The sequence below is a fragment of the Fictibacillus sp. EA-CB0309 genome (assembly GCF_055814265.1).
Window position 1 is genome coordinate 2848723 of record NZ_CP169271.1, and the last position, 16349, is coordinate 2865071.

Below are 16349 nucleotides of genomic sequence, written 5' to 3' on the forward strand. Positions count from 1 at the left end.
ATCATTCAACCTCCTTTCTGTTATTCATCAAAATCAGAAGGCGGACCTGGACTCCTCCTATCGAACACAGCTCTTTGTTTTACTTGTGGTCTTAGATTATCCGGATTTTCTTTTTGCATAGAAAACGGCAAGCGTATCCACAGATCCTTAAACATGTTTTTACGAAACGGATAAAATCCAATATAAGGCCTTCCTAATGACGTTAAACGCAATAAATGAGCAAGCAGGAAATTCAGTCCGATGACAATTCCAATCAATCCAAGAAATTGCGCCAGTACGATTATCGGATATTTAACAAGCCTGACCGAGTTATTGAACTTATAAATCGCTGAAGTATAGGATGCTAACGTGCTTAATCCTATTAAAATGATTAAGATACTGCTTGTTAGTTTGGCTTCTACGATTGCCTGTCCTATTACAATCCCACCAACAATCCCTAGCGTTGTGCCAATTTTAGTTGGTAGACGAAGACTTGATTCTTTAATGAATTCAACACTTATTTCTAATATGAGAACTTCTATAATAGGTGGAAATGGCACTGCAGCTCTGGAAGCTACTAATGAGTCAAGTAACTTTGCCGGGATCAACTCATAATGATAGGTTAAAACGGCAATATATGCCGGAGAAATAATGATCGATACAAAAGGCCAAATAATCTAACCAACCGCAAGTAGTTCGCAATTAACCAAGGTACATAATAATCTTCCATAGCGACTACTGATTCTGCTAATGTGATTGGTGCAATTAAAACATCCGGCGAACCATCAACAACAATTACGATTTTGCCCTCTGTAAGTGCTGCAATGGTTCTATCCGTTCGTTCTGTTGGAATAATCTGAGGAAAAAGAGAATTGGTATTATCTTCAATCATAGAAGCCAAGTAAGAACTATCTGAGATATGATCATATTGAACATCATTTATTCGTTGTAAGACTGTATCAACGTTATCTTTGTCCGCAATGGAATCCATATAGATGACAGCAATTTTTGTTGAAGATAATTTTCCTACCTGCAGTTCTTTTACATGCAGATCTGAGGATGGTAAATGTTTTCTTATCAAGTTAATGTTCGTGTCCATTTCTTCAACATAGCCTGCTTGAGGACCAAGTGCTGTACTTTCCATCATAGGAAAAGAAATATCTCTGAACTTATTATTCGCAACATTAACCAATAAACATTTTGTATCTTGATCTGATAGCCGAATAGCGGCAAAACCTTGCAATAACTTTTCTTTTATAAATTTGGTGTCTGATGATACGACTGTTTGCTGAATAGGGATGTTTTTCTTTAGTTTATCTAAGGAATCACTTTCAGATAGGTAAGGAACCAAATCTCGATGAAGAGTTTCTGACATAACAAGTGTTCTATAATACGATATCCAAAATGGCTCTGATTGATCTGAGGAAGTATGGTCATTCACAAAGTCGTTCGATATTGAAAGTTCTTCTACCCAATTAGTTCTCTCAGGCTTTGTTTTTGGTTGTTCCTGAATGATCCTCTCGTCCTCAACTTTTTTCTCTCCATTTTTTGAACATAGTAATCCCTCAATTGAATTTTTCTTTATTGTTCATTTGTAACACTTAATGTATTCATGTAAGTAAAAGAAAAGCGCTTAGATTATTTCTCTAAGCGCTTTTCTTTATTCTGGATTTGATTGATTCTGCAGCAGATCCAGCATCGATGTGAGAGTTTTATTTAAAGAGGTTAATTCTTCTTTTTTCATCGCGATGTTTTCAATAAGCTGACCAGGAATACACTCTGCTTTTTCTCTTAAAGCTCCTCCCTTTTCTGTCAAGGTAATAATGACACTTCTTTCATCTTCTGCTGATCGCTTCCTCTCAACCAACCCGTTTGTTTCCATCCGTTTCAACATAGGTGTAAGAGTGCCTGAATCTAAAAATAAGCGCTGACCTAATTCTTTTACCGAAAGTGAATGTTTCTCCCATAATAGAAGCAATACTAAATATTGAGGATACGTAACATTTAATTCTTGCAATAGATCGCGATACAGCTTAGTAATTTCACGTTCTGCTGTATAAATCTTAAAGCATATTTGATTCTCGAGTTTTAAAAGATCGCTATTCATAACAATTCCTTTCTCATGCATCTTTAACCTTATTATAACACAATTTAGTTTTACACAATTAAATCGTTTGACACCAATTGAAGTGTGCGTTATGATAATCACGAGTTACTTAAATTGTGCACAATTAAATTTTACACAAAAAAGGAGTGTTCATAATGGAAGCAATATACACAGCAAAAGCAACAGCAGAAGGCGGAAGAGCCGGTACGGTAAGAAGTGACGATGGTGTGTTAAACCATGAGTTGGCAATGCCAAAAGCACTCGGCGGATCAGGAAATGAGAACGCAACAAACCCAGAGCAACTATTTGCAGCAGGATATGCAGCTTGTTTTGATTCAGCACTTAACTTGGTCGCACGACAAGCTAAAAAGCGCATTCAATCAAAAGTAAATGCTGAAGTATCAATCGGAAAAGATACAGATGGCGGATTTAAATTAGCTGTTGTTTTAAACGTCGGCGTTAACGGTGTGACGCAAGAAGAAGCTGAGCAATTAGTAAAAACAGCACACGGTGTTTGCCCATATTCCAAAGCAACAAGCGGAAACATTGATGTGGAATTGAAAACTGAATTGTTTTAACCTCTAAGGACCAGTAACATGGTCCTTTTTGTTTTTGGTTTTTTTGTAACTTTGTTGTTATTGTAAGTGGTTGATTTCCGTTCCAGGTGTTCGCTTTCCGCGGGGCAGGCGGTGAGCCACATTTGTACGTTTCACTCTTAAGTGTCTCACCTGCTCGCCTTAAGGAAGTATCCTTGCTCCTGCGTCTTCAAGCTAATGCTATCGCAGTAAGCCTCCTCGTCGCATGCCTTGCGAGAAGTTTTTCATGTGGTAGGCACGCACCTTACACTCCAGTCAACTAGTCAAAGAAAAAATAAAAATGAGGTTTGAAAGCAACAATCTTTTAGATAGAGCCTTCTTATGTTGAGCTCCCCCCTTTGCCTCTGCCAGCTCAAGATGAGTCTCGTCGATCTCCAATAAATCAACAACATAGGTTAAAAGAACCTTTATTTTAAAAATAATCCCTTTAGCCAGTACCAAACTTTCCTTTCTCATTGTATAATTATTCAAAAATAAATAATTATTCAGAATTGAATAATCAACACAGAGATAAATTTAAAAGGAGGATCATTATGAACCCCACTGACACATGGAACGAAAATGAGCAAATCCTTCATTCTCTAAAGGATGATATCTTAGTAACGAATGTTGACGGTATTATCCTAAAGGTTAGTGAAGTAACCGGTAAAATTTACGGTGTAGACTCTGAAAGTTTAATCGGAAAATCCGTTTATGATCTAGAAGCTCAAGGATTGTTTACTCCGATCCTAACTCCGATGGTCGTTAAAGAAAATAAGAAGATAACCTTTGTCCAAACGACGAATAAAGGCAAGAAACTCCTGGTCACTGGTATTCCCGTTTATAACGAAAAAGGTGAATTATACAGAGTTGTCAGCTACTCACACGATATTACTGAACTCGCTGAATACAAAGATTTTCTGATTACGATGGAAGAAGAAATGCAGCGAGTAAAAACAGAGCTCGGTCTTTTAAGAAGCAAGCAGCTGCATGATGCTGGAATCATTGCCAACAGTGAAGATATGAAAAAAGTGGTCTCTACAGCACTTCAATTATCGGAAGTGGATGTAAATGCGTTAATCCTCGGTGAATCTGGCGTTGGAAAATCACTATTAGCTAAATTTATACATAATAAAAGCCACCGGGCAAAAGGTCCATTTATTGAAGTAAACTGCGGAGCTATTCCGGATTCTCTATTCGAAGCTGAATTATTCGGCTATGAATCAGGGGCTTTTACAGGGGCTCAACAAAAAGGCAAAGTTGGACTTATCGAACTTTCGAATGGAGGCACACTTTTTTTAGACGAGATTGGAGAACTTCCCCTCTCACATCAAGTTAAAGTGCTCAAAGTCATTCAAGAAAAGCAGTTCTATCGCGTAGGTGGAACGAAGCCGATTAAAGTTGATTTCCGTCTCATTTCAGCGACCAATAAAGATCTAAAAAAAGCGATAAAAGAAAAACAGTTCCGTGAAGACTTGTATTTCCGTTTAAACGTAGTTCCAGTTACTATTCCCCCGCTCCGCTCAAGAACGGAGGACATCGTACCGCTTATACATATGCTGCTAGAGCATTTTGAGAAGAAATACAACCGAAGTAAGAAATTAGATGAAGCCGTTATCCATCATCTTCTGCATTACGAATGGAGAGGAAATGTACGAGAATTGATCAATATCATGGAACGTTTAGTCGTAATCTCCCCTTCAACTCTTATTACGGTAGAACAGCTTCCTGATCATTTAAAAGAAGAGTTATCACCTCCCACTCCTTCTTTAGATGAAGCTCAAACCCTTAAAGAAATTATGGATGAAACGGAGAGGCAAGTGTTATTAAATGCCCGAAAAAAATACAAAACGACCGTACGCATGGCAGAAGCACTTGGCACGAGTCAGCCATCCATTGTGAGAAAAATGAAAAAATATCAAATTATTTAGTTTTTTGGCACAGTACTTGCATGGATATTCCGTATAGAAAGTTTTTATACAACTTAAGAATGGAATATCAAGGAGGTAATACTCGTGTCAAGAAACAACTGGAGTAACCTAGTAAACGAAATGCCAGACCTATTAGCACCAAGTATGGCAAAGGATCACCCGAACTTGCCTGTCGTAAAAGCGGAAGGCTGCTACTATTATGGGCTGAACGGAAAGCAATATCTTGATTTCACTTCTGGGATCGCAACGGCCAATACCGGCCATCGTCATCCAAAAGTGGTTCAAGCCATAAAAGATGCTGCAGACCATCTTATGCACGGTCCTTCAGGTGTCATCATGTATGAATCGATCCTGAAACTTTCTAAGGAACTAGCTCACGTTCTGCCTGGTAATCTCGATTGCTTCTTTTTGCAAACAGCGGAACGGAAGCGATTGAAGGAGCTATTAAACTGGCAAAACATGTGACTAAAAGGCCTTATGTCGTTTCTTTCACCGGTTGCTTTCACGGTCGTTCTCTTGGGGCATTGAGCGTTACCACATCTAAGAGCAAATATCGTAAGTTCCTTCAGCCAAATGGTCTTGCCTATCAAGTTCCTTATGCAGACGTGAAGGGCGCGCCGAGTGGTGTTGACCCTGAAACCTATGTGATTGAGAAACTCCAGAAGGATTTCGAATCACTTTTCAATCATCAAGTAACACCTGAAGAAGTGGCTTGCATGATCGTAGAACCTGTTCTAGGTGAAGGCGGTTATATTGTTCCTCCAAGTGGATGGCTTAAGAAAATCAGGGAAATATGTGACGAACATGGCATTCTTCTTATTTTTGATGAAGTGCAAACAGGATTTGGCCGAACGGGAGAATGGTTTGCAGCCCAAACTTTTGGTGTTACTCCTGACATTATGGCAATTGCTAAAGGAATTGCGTCTGGACTGCCTTTAAGCGCTACGGTTGCTTCTAAAGAATTGATGAAACAATGGCCGCTTGGCAGTCATGGAACGACATTTGGCGGAAACCCTATCGCCTGTGAAGCCGCGCTCGCAACGATAGAGGTTTTAAAAGAAGAGCACCTTGTAGAAAACGCCAAGAACATGGGTGCTTATGCATACGAAAAACTGATGAGGTTGAAGGATGATCACCCTGTGATCGGAAGCATCCGCGCAGTTGGTCTTATGATTGGCATTGAAATTGTTGATCCCAATACTCGCAAGCCCGACGGAAATGCCCTCATGACTATTTTGGACAAGTGTTTAGAAAAAGGCGTTCTCTTCTATCTATGTGGAAATCACGGAGAAGTCATTCGCATGATACCTCCACTTACGGTCAATTCAGAACAAATTGATTATGGTCTTGCTGTTCTTGAAGAAGCGCTTTATGAATATCAAGCTGAACTTTCGGCTCAACTGAGCGGACAGTTCCAAAATGCTTAAATCATGCATCGCCTATTTTCTTAAATAAAAAGGAGGTTTTATTACATGCAAGCACTTGATACGGTTATCATCCTATTATATTTTGCGGTATTGATTGGAGCGGGAATAATTGGTTCAACGAAAGCAAAAACATCTGAGGACTTTACACTAGCTGGACGAAACCTTGGCATGTTCATGTATCTCGGCTGTTTGTCTGCCGTTATTCTTGGCGGTGCAGCAACGATCGGAACAACAAAGCTTGGGTATCAGTTCGGTATTTCAGGCATATGGTTCGTATCCATGATTGGTTTAGGCATTATTCTTCTTGGTACTATTTTTATTAAAAAGATTGATTCACTAAAAGTTACGACGATCAGTGAGTTGTTAGGAAAACGATACAAATCGGAAACACGCCTTTTAAGTGCCATCGTTGCTTCCATCTACACATTGATGATCGCGGTTACCCAAATCATTGGGATGGGGACAATTATCAATGTTCTTTTAGGCTGGAGCATCACCACCTCCATGCTTGTTGGCGGCGGAATTGTACTTTTTTACACCATTCTTGGAGGAATGTGGAGTGTTACTGTTACAGACATCATTCAATTTGTAGTAATGACGGTCGGGATTTTCTTCATTATGGTTCCTATGAGTCTTGCAAAAGTAGACGGTTTAGGAAATCTATTATCGGAGCTGCCGCAAACTCACTTAGATTTCACTGGCATTGGATATCAGCAGATTTTTCAATACTTCTTGCTGTTTGCACTTGGGATGGTCGTTTCACAAGATATTTGGCAGCGCGTGTTTACTGCAAAATCTAGTAAAATCGCAAGAAACGGTTCAATCTTTGCTGGAGTTTATAGTTTCGCGTATGCGATTGCGGGAAGCATTATTGGAATGTGTGCGTTTCTCGTACTACCTAGCTTAGATAATCCCCAAAACACGTTTGCCGAGATGGCTCTAACTATTTTACCGACGGGAATCTTGGGGCTTGTACTTGCAAGTGTGTGTTCCGCTTTGATGTCTACAGCTTCTGGATCGTTGCTTGCTTCTTCAACCCTGATTACAAACGACATTTTAAAGCAGTACTTCTTAAAGAACCCTTCCGATAAACAAATGATAAGAGCATCTCGATTGACTACACTCTTTATTGGTTTGATCGCGATTACCTTTTCACTTTGGATTCAAGATGTTCTCGTAGCACTTGATGTGGCTTATGCGATTTTATCAGGAGCAATTTTTATACCGCTGGTTATGACGTTCTTTTGGAAACGAGCAACACCTAGTTCTGGCTTTTATGCAATCTTAATTTCTACAATTGTTGTTTTGGCTGGCCTTTTCATCGAAGGAATAACTGCTACAAATCCAATTCTCTATGGTATGTCGGCTGGACTAATCAGTATAGTTGGAATCTCTCTATTCACTGCCTCACCTTCTGAGTTTGATACACCATTTGATGAGGATGCAGAAGACGAAGAAGTAGAAGAAGAAAGAAAACAAGCGTAGAAGATCAAAATCATTGCAGTTTTGTGTATCATAAGTGGCCCCTGCTTATACCAAGCGGGGTATAATAGCCATTAATCCCGGAAATTTCTGAGTTAATTCCGGAAGTTTTGGAATTAATCCCGCGAGATTGGGCTAAAATGCCGCGAGTTTTGGATATAATTCCGCGAGTCGGTATCAATGAACAAATACAACCTGCTCAATACACACCAATAAAAAAGTCTTCCACTCAGGAAGGCTTTTTATTTTACTTCAAGAGCAAATGCATATAACGCATCTCCATCAGAGACTTTCTTTTCTTTTTCAGACATCCACCAAACACTATAACCGTAAATGTATGTTCCTTTTTCTAAAGGGGCTTTAAAACGATTATTAATCATTTCCACTTCAGTTTCCTGATTATCTCTAAACTGCGAAAAATGAACCTCGTTTGGTTTACGACTGAAATTTATTCCAACAGAGACTTCTTCTCCGGGCTTTACCTGTATGGGCTCTTCACCACTTACAAGATCAACAGGACCCGCCGTATCTGCACACATAGATGAAGAATTTGATTTCCAACAATAACTCCCAAGTTTTGTTTCGTATTTTTCATCCCCTATAGTAACAAAAGCAGCTGGTGGTTTTTTCCCTGTCATACCGGTTGCATTGCCATCTGTACAACCTGCCAAGATGATAACCATCAACCACAACAAAACCGCTGAACATCTTTTCATGTGGTTTGCCTCCTTTTTATTACTAGTCGCTTAATGAGGAAGCAAAGTTACCAAATGAACCTGTTATTTCCCGCCAATACCTAGTGATAAAAGCAAGAGTCCAAATATGGAGACGACGGCCATCAATAAAATAAAAAACAGTCCAAAAAATTTAGCTTTTCCACTTTCTTTTTTGACGATGGCTACAATACTGAGAATGACGCCGATAAAATACAGCATGATCCCGCTGAAGAGGAAACCCGCCACCTGCTGAGCTACATGATCTCGAACGATAAAAGGCCAAGCTGTTAAGATAATTCCAGCTATACAAAACCATAATGACAAACGACCAAAACGTAAATTCAATTTCCTGGCACACTCCTGTTCAAGTTCTTCTAAAGAAGTTCATTAACCATTGTTGCCATTTTTATATAAAAAATCAACTAACTTGGCTGTTTTTGCAAACTTTGTTGCATTTGGAAGTGGTTGATTTCGTCCCAGATGCTCGCTTTCCGCGGGGCAGGCGGTGAGCCACATTTGTACGTTTCACTCTTAAGTGTCTCAACTGCCCGCCTGTCCTATCCGTAGTCTCGCATCTTACACTCCAATCAACTGTCATAGAAGAAAAATTTGAAAGCAACAATCTTTTAGAAAAGAGCCTTTAAATAAGAGCCTAAATAAAATAATCTTTATAATAAATGATAATGGAGATCAATGAAATGAGCGTATAAAGAATAGCTGTGTAATAGGCGTACGTTGGTTTAAATGTTTCTTTTTCTTCTTCCACTTTAATACCTGTCATCGACTGCACCTGAACACGAACCACGTTAGATGACATTCCGCCTGATGAGGTAAAAAACGAATCCCAAGTACAAAAACCAATCCTACAAATAATGAAAGATCGATGAAGGACCATTGAAACAAACTAGCTGCTACATAATTCATAACAATTATTAAAGCTAGGGTCACTACAGATACTATTACGTTTTTCATTTCATCTCCTCCTCTTTTATGTAAATACGTCTCGAGAGGTAAAAGTTCCAAACGCTAAGAGATACAGAGAACTTGAAAAACGCAATGTATCACCTAGCATTTAATAATTTCTCGAGCCGCTCAATTTTTTTGTCAAATCTTCAATCTGCTCCTGCATTTTTTCTGTTTCTTGGTCTTTTTTAAAGTCATCTTTTTGTGAAATAAAATCATCTTGAACGTCCTGGTTTAATTGAATGACAGCCCCTATCGTAGCTATACCATCGCCAACAGTGGCCAATAATCCCCCGATAATTCCTAGTAATGTGCCTGTGTTATTGGGAGGCTTGTATTGAAAGCCGCTTGTAGGATCAGAGTCAGAGTATGAATTTAACGAATAATCTTGCGGCACAACAAACGGGTTTCTGTTTTTTTCATTCTTATTCCCCCTTAGTTACTAGCCTACATATCATCCATCATATGTAAATCAGTGACAAAAGGTAAACGCCCGAGCGTAAAAATTGCATCGGGCGTTTTTTCTGCTATTCTATTTTTCTTTTAATATCTTGTAATTCGTTCACTGACCCGCTCACTAAGAATGTAACGGTACTGTGCGGTTCGGAAGAGTTTTGCCTCTAATGCATATTTAGATTGGGGTAAAATCAGATTTGCGGTGTTCTTAAAGTGGACACTGCACGTGTCAGAATCTATTGAATCAATCCGTTGAACATGTGATTGGGATAACCAGATACACGTTTCATTTTTAGGAGATTCTACAGGGAAAAAGAAAATGCCAAGTTCGAGGTTGATCATGATTGGGGATAAACTCACATAGCCCATCGAGCGGCGAACTGCTTCTCGTCGGCCTTCGTAACTCGACCCAAAAAACAAACAGCTTTCATTGATGATCTTGATTGGACTAAGGGCAACTCTTTCGTTTTTCTCAGTTTCTAAGATTTCAGTTTGCACCTCACCATATTCATTATAAAAAGGTAAAAGCGCCATCGTGCTCGTATTGATTTCGTAAGAACGAAGAAGTAATGTTTTTTCCATTAATACATCCTCCCTTTTCATCTAAATAATCCTCTGGCTCCTCCCTCTTCACAAAATACAGAAAGTAAAATACTTCCAATAGGTAAATTATACTAATTATTCTGACAATAATCTATATATTTTTACAAAAAATTTAACTATTTAAATAATTCATAAATTAATTCCTCAAATAGGTTTGAACGCTGGCGAATTGTGGAATACATAACAGGGCGAAATGGACGATCGTTTCGACCTATTTTTCTACTAAATAAAAGTAAGAGGCTGATGAAAGATGGCAAAAGGTGATCTATTGATCATTGGTGGCAATGAGGATAAAAACGATAAGAAAATAATCCTATCTAGATTCTCTGCACTATGTAAAAATCGTCAAGGACCGATCGGAATCTTGACAACAGCATCCGGCTACCCGGAGGAAGTAGGCAGTGAATATTATCAATTGTTTCAAGCGTTACATGGTACTAAGCCACTGCTTTTCCATTTGGATTCCCGTGAAAAAGCGGAAGACCCTGAATTACCTGAACAGCTATCTTCCCTGTCAGGTCTGTTTATGACAGGCGGCGACCAGTTAAGGTTGACTAGCATCTTGGGTGGAACAACTTTTTATAAACACCTCTTTCAAGAATGGAAAGGCGGATTAACCATCGGCGGAACAAGTGCCGGTGCTGCTGTCATGAGTAGACTTATGATCATCTCTTCCAAACTATTTGAAAAAGAGGATGTTTCAGTCCTTGAAATGGGTTCAGGCTTTGGTTTTTAGAAGACGTTATTATTGACCAGCACTTTTCTCAGCGTGACCGTTTCAGCAGACTCATGCGAGCTATTGCGTTAAATCCTCAGATCATTGGCATCGGTATCGATGAAAACACGGCAATCTGGGTGCACAACGACGGCAAGCAGTTTGAAGTGATCGGCGAATACAACGTGAGCATATTTGATGGCAAAACATCAACATATGTAGACGTTGCTGAGAACAAAGGAAACATGACCATTTCCGATATCCGCTTCCATACACTTGGTGCGGTTGCTGTTTTCGATCTACACAAACGAGAATTAATCATCACTTAAGGAGCGAGCGTCTTAATGAAAATCAATCGCGTCAATTACTTAACGGGCCCAAATCTTTACAGCTTCAAACCAACAATATGGATTGAACTTGATATAGAAGAATTTGAAGAAAAACCATCAAACCTGTTACCGGGTTTTACTGATAAATTATTAAGTGTCATCCCTACCCTCCATACTCATACGTGTTCGAGAGGCTATGCTGGCGGATTTGTCGAGCGACTTTACGAAGGGACTTGGATAGGACATATCTTAGAGCACATCGCACTTGAAATCCAGCATCTTGCAGGCATTTCTGTGAAACGAGGCAAAACCATTACGAGTGAACGAACAGGTATTTATTTTGTAACCTACGATTATGTGGAGCCTAAGTCTGGCTATTATGCATTCGAAGCTGCCCTTGAGATTGTAACCGCTATCTTAGAAGGAAATGAAATCAGCGCAGAATCTTACATCAAGCACACCTCTGACCTTTACCATATGCACAAACTAGGTCCGAGTACAGAAGCGATCTATGAGGCAGCGCGAAAACGCAAGATTCCAGTAGAGCGCATTGGAACAAACAGCTATTTAAGACTCGGAACGGGTAAAAAGCAAAAATCGGTTCAAGCAACGATTTCTTCTCAAACATCATACCTGGCTGTCGAAAACTCATGTGATAAAGACATGACCAAAACGTTAGTAAAAGATGCAGGTCTTCCCGTACCTTCAGGTGATGTGGTGTCTAATGAATATGAACTGCTTCAGTCTGCTGAAAGAATTGGTTATCCGCTTGTGATCAAACCGCTTAATGGACGACAAGGACAAAACATCGTAACAAATATACAAAATGACACAGACCTAATTGCTGCTTTTCGCTGTGTATACAGTGAAGGCACTTCATATATCCTAGAGCGTTATTATGCAGGGAACGATTATCGATTATTTGTTGTAAATAACGAACTCGTTGCCGCAAGTCTCCGTCTGCCTCCTTTCGTCATAGGAGATGGATATAAAACGATCGGTGAACTGATTGATGAAGAAAACCTGAACCCGCTCCGCGGTGAAGGGCACGAAAAAGCGATGAGCAAGATTCCACTGGACGAACGAACAGTCGTCCACTTAGAAAAAAGCGGCTACTCTCTTCAATCTGTACTAAAAAAGGGAGAATCCGTTGAAGTGCTGGGTAACGCTAATCTTTCTACAGGTGGCTCAGCAATCGATGTGACGGATGAAGTTCATCCAGATTATCGTAAAATGGCAATTGAAGCTGCGGCGGCTGTTGGATTGGATATTGCAGGCATCGACATCCTTTCAACAGATGTAACGGTTCCTTTTGCTCCGGGTGAAGCTGCCATACTTGAAGTGAACGCAGCTCCTGGCATTCGTATGCACCTCTACCCATCTCAAGGAAAAAGCCGGGACGCAGGCGGCGCGATCGTGGACTATCTGTTTTCTTCGCGTGAAGAAGCAGCGATTCCAGTTGTTGCTGTAACGGGGACAAACGGAAAAACGACTACGACACGTCTCGTTTCACATCTTTTACAAAAGAAAACGTGACAGTTGGCTTTACATGTTCAGATGGTGTTTGGGTAGGTGACCAGCAGCTTGACGATGGTGATTGCAGCGGACCAAGAAGCGCTCGAAAAGTGTTGTCTCACCCTGCGGTAGACGTAGCCGTGCTTGAAACAGCACGCGGCGGAATGCTTCGCGAAGGACTTGCTTTCCGTTATTGTAATGTAGGAATTGTAACGAACGTGAGTGAGGATCACCTTGGATTGAATGGTGTAGAAAACTTGGATGATTTGAAGAGACTGAAGCAGACGGTAGCTGAAGTCGTTCTTCCTGAAGGCGCGTGTGTATTGAACGCTGACGATCCGAGATGTGTAGATATGGCGAACCACACGAATGGTGAAGTGATATTCTTTTCTTTATCTGTGATGAACCCAGTTGTTCAAGATCGTTTATCCAAAGGGCTGAAGGTTTGGTACCTGGAGGACGATTGGGTCGTGTTCAGTGAGAATGGAAAAGCGGAAAGATTCCTTCCTGTCTCTCACATTCCGATTACGATTAATGGTGCTGCACGTCACAACATCGCAAACGTGCTAGGCGCACTCGCTGCAGCTCATTCATTGGGAAGACCATTGTCAGAGTTAAGAAGCAAAGTCATTACGTTCCTTTCAACTGAAAACCAAAATAGAGGACGTTTTAACGTGGTGAACATTCACGATCGCACCATTGTGATCGATTATGCGCATAATCCAGCTGGTCTTAAAGCGTTGTTTGAAACCGTTGGCCATTTAAAGAGTGGTCGAGTGATAACCGTTGGATCGGCAGCTGGCGACAGACAAGACCATACGATACAAGAGATGGGTCGCATTTTCGGCACGCACTCAGACATTTTTATTATAAAAGAAGACGTGAATTTAAGAGGCCGTATTCCAGGGGAAACCGTGCACCTACTTTATACGGGTGTAAAGGAAGCAAACGGCATCACTTCTGTTTCGGTGTATCCAAAAGAAGCAGAAGCCATGATTCAAGCGTGGGAATGCTCAGAGCCTGGCGACACACTCGTCTTTTTATATGACGAATACACATCCATTCAAGGCATTCTTCAAAAGATCAGAAATTCCAAAGCAGTTGGCGTACTGCAGAAGGCAGAATAAAGAAAAGGTGCGGTTTCCCTTAGCGGGGACCTGCACCTTTTGGTTTATTCTATAGACTCTAATTCTTGATTATCTAACAATCTAATGGGTTCGTAGTTTCCCCCACTGGAAAATCCTCCGCCGTTTATAGAACGTTTTGAAAAGATGTCTTCATCGTACACTTTTTGAAACACAGGCTGCCAAGCAAATGTTAAGTATTGATCAGAATTAAAATCCATAAACATGTCACTCATGCGGTCTGGGCTTTGTCCATGGTTCGCAAAACGGATGATTGATACCCAGTCTTTTGGGAGCTTCTCAAGCCCGTATGACGTTTGAGTTGCTTTTACTTTTTTCATTAACTGCACTCTAGGATAATAAAACTCAATTCCCTGTGTGACCTCATATCCACGATCACGCATCAAATAGAATTGTGCATACTGAAATTTATCATCAGGATGAAAATTCCAAACCATCTGATAGGATGAAGGATTATCAAGATCTATCTTCCACAGAATTGGCTGTCCGACTGTATTCACAGCTTGAATCTCCCATTTTCGTTTTTCCAAAACAAAGAAACTCGTCCCATAATCATTATCTTTAGAAATAAACGGAACGAATAAATGACTTTTGTCTACTAAAATCGTATCTTGAACCTTAGCAACCTCAATTTCTTCATAAGCTCCATCAATCCGCTTTATCAGTTCCTCGTGACTCGGAATCGCATTTGGATTGGAGTTATAATACCAATACACCACAAATCCCCCAGCTATTATCATCATGATTAGGAGCAAGATAAGTAGTTTTTTATTCATCCCTTATTCCAGCCCTTCTACAAACGAAACGTCTGAGCGAAAATAGTATTGTTTTTTCTGTGTATTCAACAAGAGACCTTTTCCATCTTTCTCAACAAAAATGGTGGTGACTAAGCCGCTTCCCCACTTCGATTCAGTTCCTACAATCTGATACGGAAACTTTTCCTTTCGTTCTTGCTGCGGCACATCAATATTTACAATCTCGTTGTACCACCCTTGGCTGTCGATTGGTTTTGATTTCATTTTGGACAATTGCTTCTTAAAGACTTCTTGATTTAATGTGCTTTCATTTGCCGATGTGTGAAGAGGAAAGATACGTGCCCCATTTGTTTTTGCAATGAACGTAGACAGATTTCCTTCCGGATAAAGTGCTCTTTCAACTGGTATTGCAGCAAATGTGGCCGCCAGAAAAATGAAATTGGCGATGAAACCAAGCCACGCAAACTGGCGATACACTGCCCACTTTTCCTCTTTGTTCCGAAATATAAAATACAGAATCCACACGCCTAACGGTAAAATTGAAATTTTCACAAAGGTATTAAAAAGCGTGAGATCAATTGAAAAACTAAATAAGCCAACAAACATTATGAGTAGGACTTTCCAGATCTTCGGCTTAACTTCTAGTTTTTTATAGATGCGGAAAGCCAGAAAACCAATAATAATATAAGCTATGATGTCCATGAGAACAGCTGGAAAATGATTAGAGATATTAAAGTTGATGATGATTAGCACTCCCTTATCGGTAAAACTTTATATATACCAAACTATGTATGAGATTCAATATAATAACAATTATGACATACGATGATTTCTTCGGCTATCCTGCAATATAAAAAAGCTCAAGAGGTATGGGCCAAATGAGCTTCCTGTCCGTCATATTATTTAAACGTTTTTACAACGATTGCTTGTGATGCACTTTTGATGAGACACCCTTCCAAATCTTCTTCTTTTAGTAAGCCTAGCGTAATTGCGGACTTTACCTTTTCCTCATCTGGTTTTGGTACATGATGAATGAGGTCGATCATGTTGAGTTCGGTGAGCCGGTGCACCGTCTTTTCATCGTTAAGTTTTTCAGATTTCCTAATCTGCCTCTGCAGTTTATAGTTGTTAACCGTGACTTCACCTTTTTGATTCTGCCCAACTAGGTTATCAAAATAAATGTGAAAAATTTTTTCAGTTCATCGAGTTCCTTTTCCAACTCTTTCTTCTTTTCGTTGAGTGTGTTGTATTTAATAATCAGATCTTCTGAAATGGTGTAGTTTTGAGTCGTCACAGCTCGTCCCCCGTTACCGATTGATAGTTCATCTTATGGCGGGAGTACGTGGATTATGCACATTAAAAAACCACCTTTTTCTGTGGAAAGGTGGCTAGTTTGTCGTCGCACTTGGCGGCGTCTCTATTTATTTGATATCCGTTTCATTTTCGTTCTCAGGCTTGTTTTTCCCTTTGCTCACGTAAGGTTTCGGACCCTTTTTCTTGCTGCTCGCTTTCCAGCGGTTCCAGCCCTTCTTGCCAGTGCCCTGCCCAACCCCGCTTTTCTTGCCTTTTGCTTTACTCATCTTATCACTCCATGAACGTTCTCGTGCTCTTTTTCAAGCAGTAATTTGAATTATACTACATTAGCAGGAAA

General features: G+C 40.1%; 19 protein-coding genes and 2 pseudogenes. 8 read left to right on the forward strand and 13 right to left on the reverse strand.

What is annotated here, in order from left to right:
- Positions 1–20 precede the first annotated feature (20 nt).
- A pseudogene (locus ACEWFH_RS15925) lies at positions 21–1420 on the reverse strand (spore germination protein).
- 219 nt (positions 1421–1639) lie between these two features.
- Positions 1640–2086 carry a MarR family winged helix-turn-helix transcriptional regulator gene (locus tag ACEWFH_RS15930; RefSeq protein ID WP_473724771.1) on the reverse strand — a complete coding sequence of 149 codons (447 nt, stop codon included), beginning with the start codon at positions 2084–2086 and terminating at the stop codon, positions 1640–1642.
- A gap of 155 nt (positions 2087–2241) precedes the next feature.
- Between ACEWFH_RS15930 and ACEWFH_RS15935 the strand changes: the two genes are divergently transcribed.
- The 4 genes and pseudogenes from ACEWFH_RS15935 to ACEWFH_RS15950 all read left to right on the forward strand — a co-directional run bounded on the left by ACEWFH_RS15935 (position 2242) and on the right by ACEWFH_RS15950 (position 7504).
- Entirely contained in the window at positions 2242–2664 is a 423-nt protein-coding gene (locus tag ACEWFH_RS15935; protein ID WP_473724772.1) for an organic hydroperoxide resistance protein, read from the forward strand.
- Positions 2665–3215: 551 nt separating this feature from the next.
- Complete coding sequence (locus tag ACEWFH_RS15940) at positions 3216–4592, forward strand: sigma-54 interaction domain-containing protein (protein WP_473724773.1); 1377 nt, start codon at positions 3216–3218, stop codon at positions 4590–4592.
- A gap of 120 nt (positions 4593–4712) precedes the next feature.
- Positions 4713–6019 (forward strand): annotated as a pseudogene (locus ACEWFH_RS15945) (aspartate aminotransferase family protein).
- A gap of 45 nt (positions 6020–6064) precedes the next feature.
- Positions 6065–7504, forward strand: a complete 1440-nt coding sequence (locus ACEWFH_RS15950) for a sodium:solute symporter family protein (RefSeq protein ID WP_473724775.1) — start codon at positions 6065–6067, stop codon at positions 7502–7504.
- A 239-nt stretch (positions 7505–7743) separates the two neighbouring features.
- Here ACEWFH_RS15950 and ACEWFH_RS15955 read toward each other — a convergent pair whose 3' ends face one another.
- From ACEWFH_RS15955 to ACEWFH_RS15980, 6 genes are all read right to left on the reverse strand, one after another.
- Positions 7744–8217 carry a hypothetical protein gene (locus ACEWFH_RS15955; protein ID WP_473724776.1) on the reverse strand — a complete coding sequence of 158 codons (474 nt, stop codon included), beginning with the start codon at positions 8215–8217 and terminating at the stop codon, positions 7744–7746.
- Positions 8218–8280: 63 nt separating this feature from the next.
- Positions 8281–8562, reverse strand: a complete 282-nt coding sequence (locus ACEWFH_RS15960) for a hypothetical protein (RefSeq protein ID WP_473724777.1) — start codon at positions 8560–8562, stop codon at positions 8281–8283.
- Positions 8563–8635: 73 nt separating this feature from the next.
- On the reverse strand, positions 8636–8761 hold the full coding sequence (locus ACEWFH_RS15965) for a hypothetical protein (RefSeq protein WP_473724778.1): 126 nt from the start codon (positions 8759–8761) through the stop codon (positions 8636–8638).
- 108 nt (positions 8762–8869) lie between these two features.
- A complete protein-coding gene (locus ACEWFH_RS15970) occupies positions 8870–9034 on the reverse strand; it encodes a hypothetical protein (protein ID WP_473724779.1) in 165 nt (54 codons plus the stop codon).
- A gap of 255 nt (positions 9035–9289) precedes the next feature.
- The gene (locus ACEWFH_RS15975; protein WP_473724780.1) at positions 9290–9577 is read right to left on the reverse strand and encodes a hypothetical protein; all 288 of its coding nucleotides are present in this window, start codon (positions 9575–9577) and stop codon (positions 9290–9292) included.
- A 146-nt stretch (positions 9578–9723) separates the two neighbouring features.
- Entirely contained in the window at positions 9724–10218 is a 495-nt protein-coding gene (locus ACEWFH_RS15980; RefSeq protein WP_066236746.1) for a competence protein ComK, read from the reverse strand.
- Between the two features lie 271 nt (positions 10219–10489).
- On the opposite strand from ACEWFH_RS15980, the gene ACEWFH_RS15985 reads away from it, so the two are divergent.
- The 4 genes from ACEWFH_RS15985 to ACEWFH_RS16000 are packed head-to-tail and all read left to right on the forward strand — an operon-like array spanning position 10490 to position 13925.
- Positions 10490–10975: a cyanophycinase gene (locus tag ACEWFH_RS15985; RefSeq protein ID WP_473724781.1), complete on the forward strand. Its 486-nt coding sequence runs from the start codon at positions 10490–10492 to the stop codon at positions 10973–10975.
- 53 nt (positions 10976–11028) lie between these two features.
- Complete coding sequence (locus ACEWFH_RS15990; RefSeq protein WP_473724782.1) at positions 11029–11283, forward strand: hypothetical protein; 255 nt, start codon at positions 11029–11031, stop codon at positions 11281–11283.
- A 15-nt stretch (positions 11284–11298) separates the two neighbouring features.
- Positions 11299–12819 (forward strand): cyanophycin synthetase family protein, encoded by a 1521-nt coding sequence (locus ACEWFH_RS15995; RefSeq protein WP_473724783.1) that lies wholly within the window; start codon positions 11299–11301, stop codon positions 12817–12819.
- Positions 12816–13925, forward strand: coding sequence for a glutamate ligase domain-containing protein (locus tag ACEWFH_RS16000; protein WP_473724784.1), 1110 nt, complete (start codon positions 12816–12818; stop codon positions 13923–13925). The genes ACEWFH_RS15995 and ACEWFH_RS16000 overlap by 4 nt, the downstream gene beginning before the upstream one ends.
- A 44-nt stretch (positions 13926–13969) precedes the next feature.
- Here the strand turns inward: ACEWFH_RS16000 and ACEWFH_RS16005 are convergent, their stop codons facing one another.
- From ACEWFH_RS16005 to ACEWFH_RS16025, 5 genes are all read right to left on the reverse strand, one after another.
- Positions 13970–14719: a hypothetical protein gene (locus ACEWFH_RS16005; protein WP_473724785.1), complete on the reverse strand. Its 750-nt coding sequence runs from the start codon at positions 14717–14719 to the stop codon at positions 13970–13972.
- A 3-nt stretch (positions 14720–14722) separates the two neighbouring features.
- The gene (locus ACEWFH_RS16010; RefSeq protein WP_473724786.1) at positions 14723–15451 is read right to left on the reverse strand and encodes a hypothetical protein; all 729 of its coding nucleotides are present in this window, start codon (positions 15449–15451) and stop codon (positions 14723–14725) included.
- Between the two features lie 146 nt (positions 15452–15597).
- The gene (locus ACEWFH_RS16015) at positions 15598–15768 is read right to left on the reverse strand and encodes a hypothetical protein (protein WP_473724787.1); all 171 of its coding nucleotides are present in this window, start codon (positions 15766–15768) and stop codon (positions 15598–15600) included.
- A 92-nt stretch (positions 15769–15860) separates the two neighbouring features.
- Positions 15861–15992: a hypothetical protein gene (locus ACEWFH_RS16020; RefSeq protein WP_473724788.1), complete on the reverse strand. Its 132-nt coding sequence runs from the start codon at positions 15990–15992 to the stop codon at positions 15861–15863.
- 127 nt (positions 15993–16119) lie between these two features.
- The gene (locus ACEWFH_RS16025; RefSeq protein ID WP_473724789.1) at positions 16120–16278 is read right to left on the reverse strand and encodes a DUF3934 domain-containing protein; all 159 of its coding nucleotides are present in this window, start codon (positions 16276–16278) and stop codon (positions 16120–16122) included.
- Positions 16279–16349: the final 71 nt, after the last annotated feature.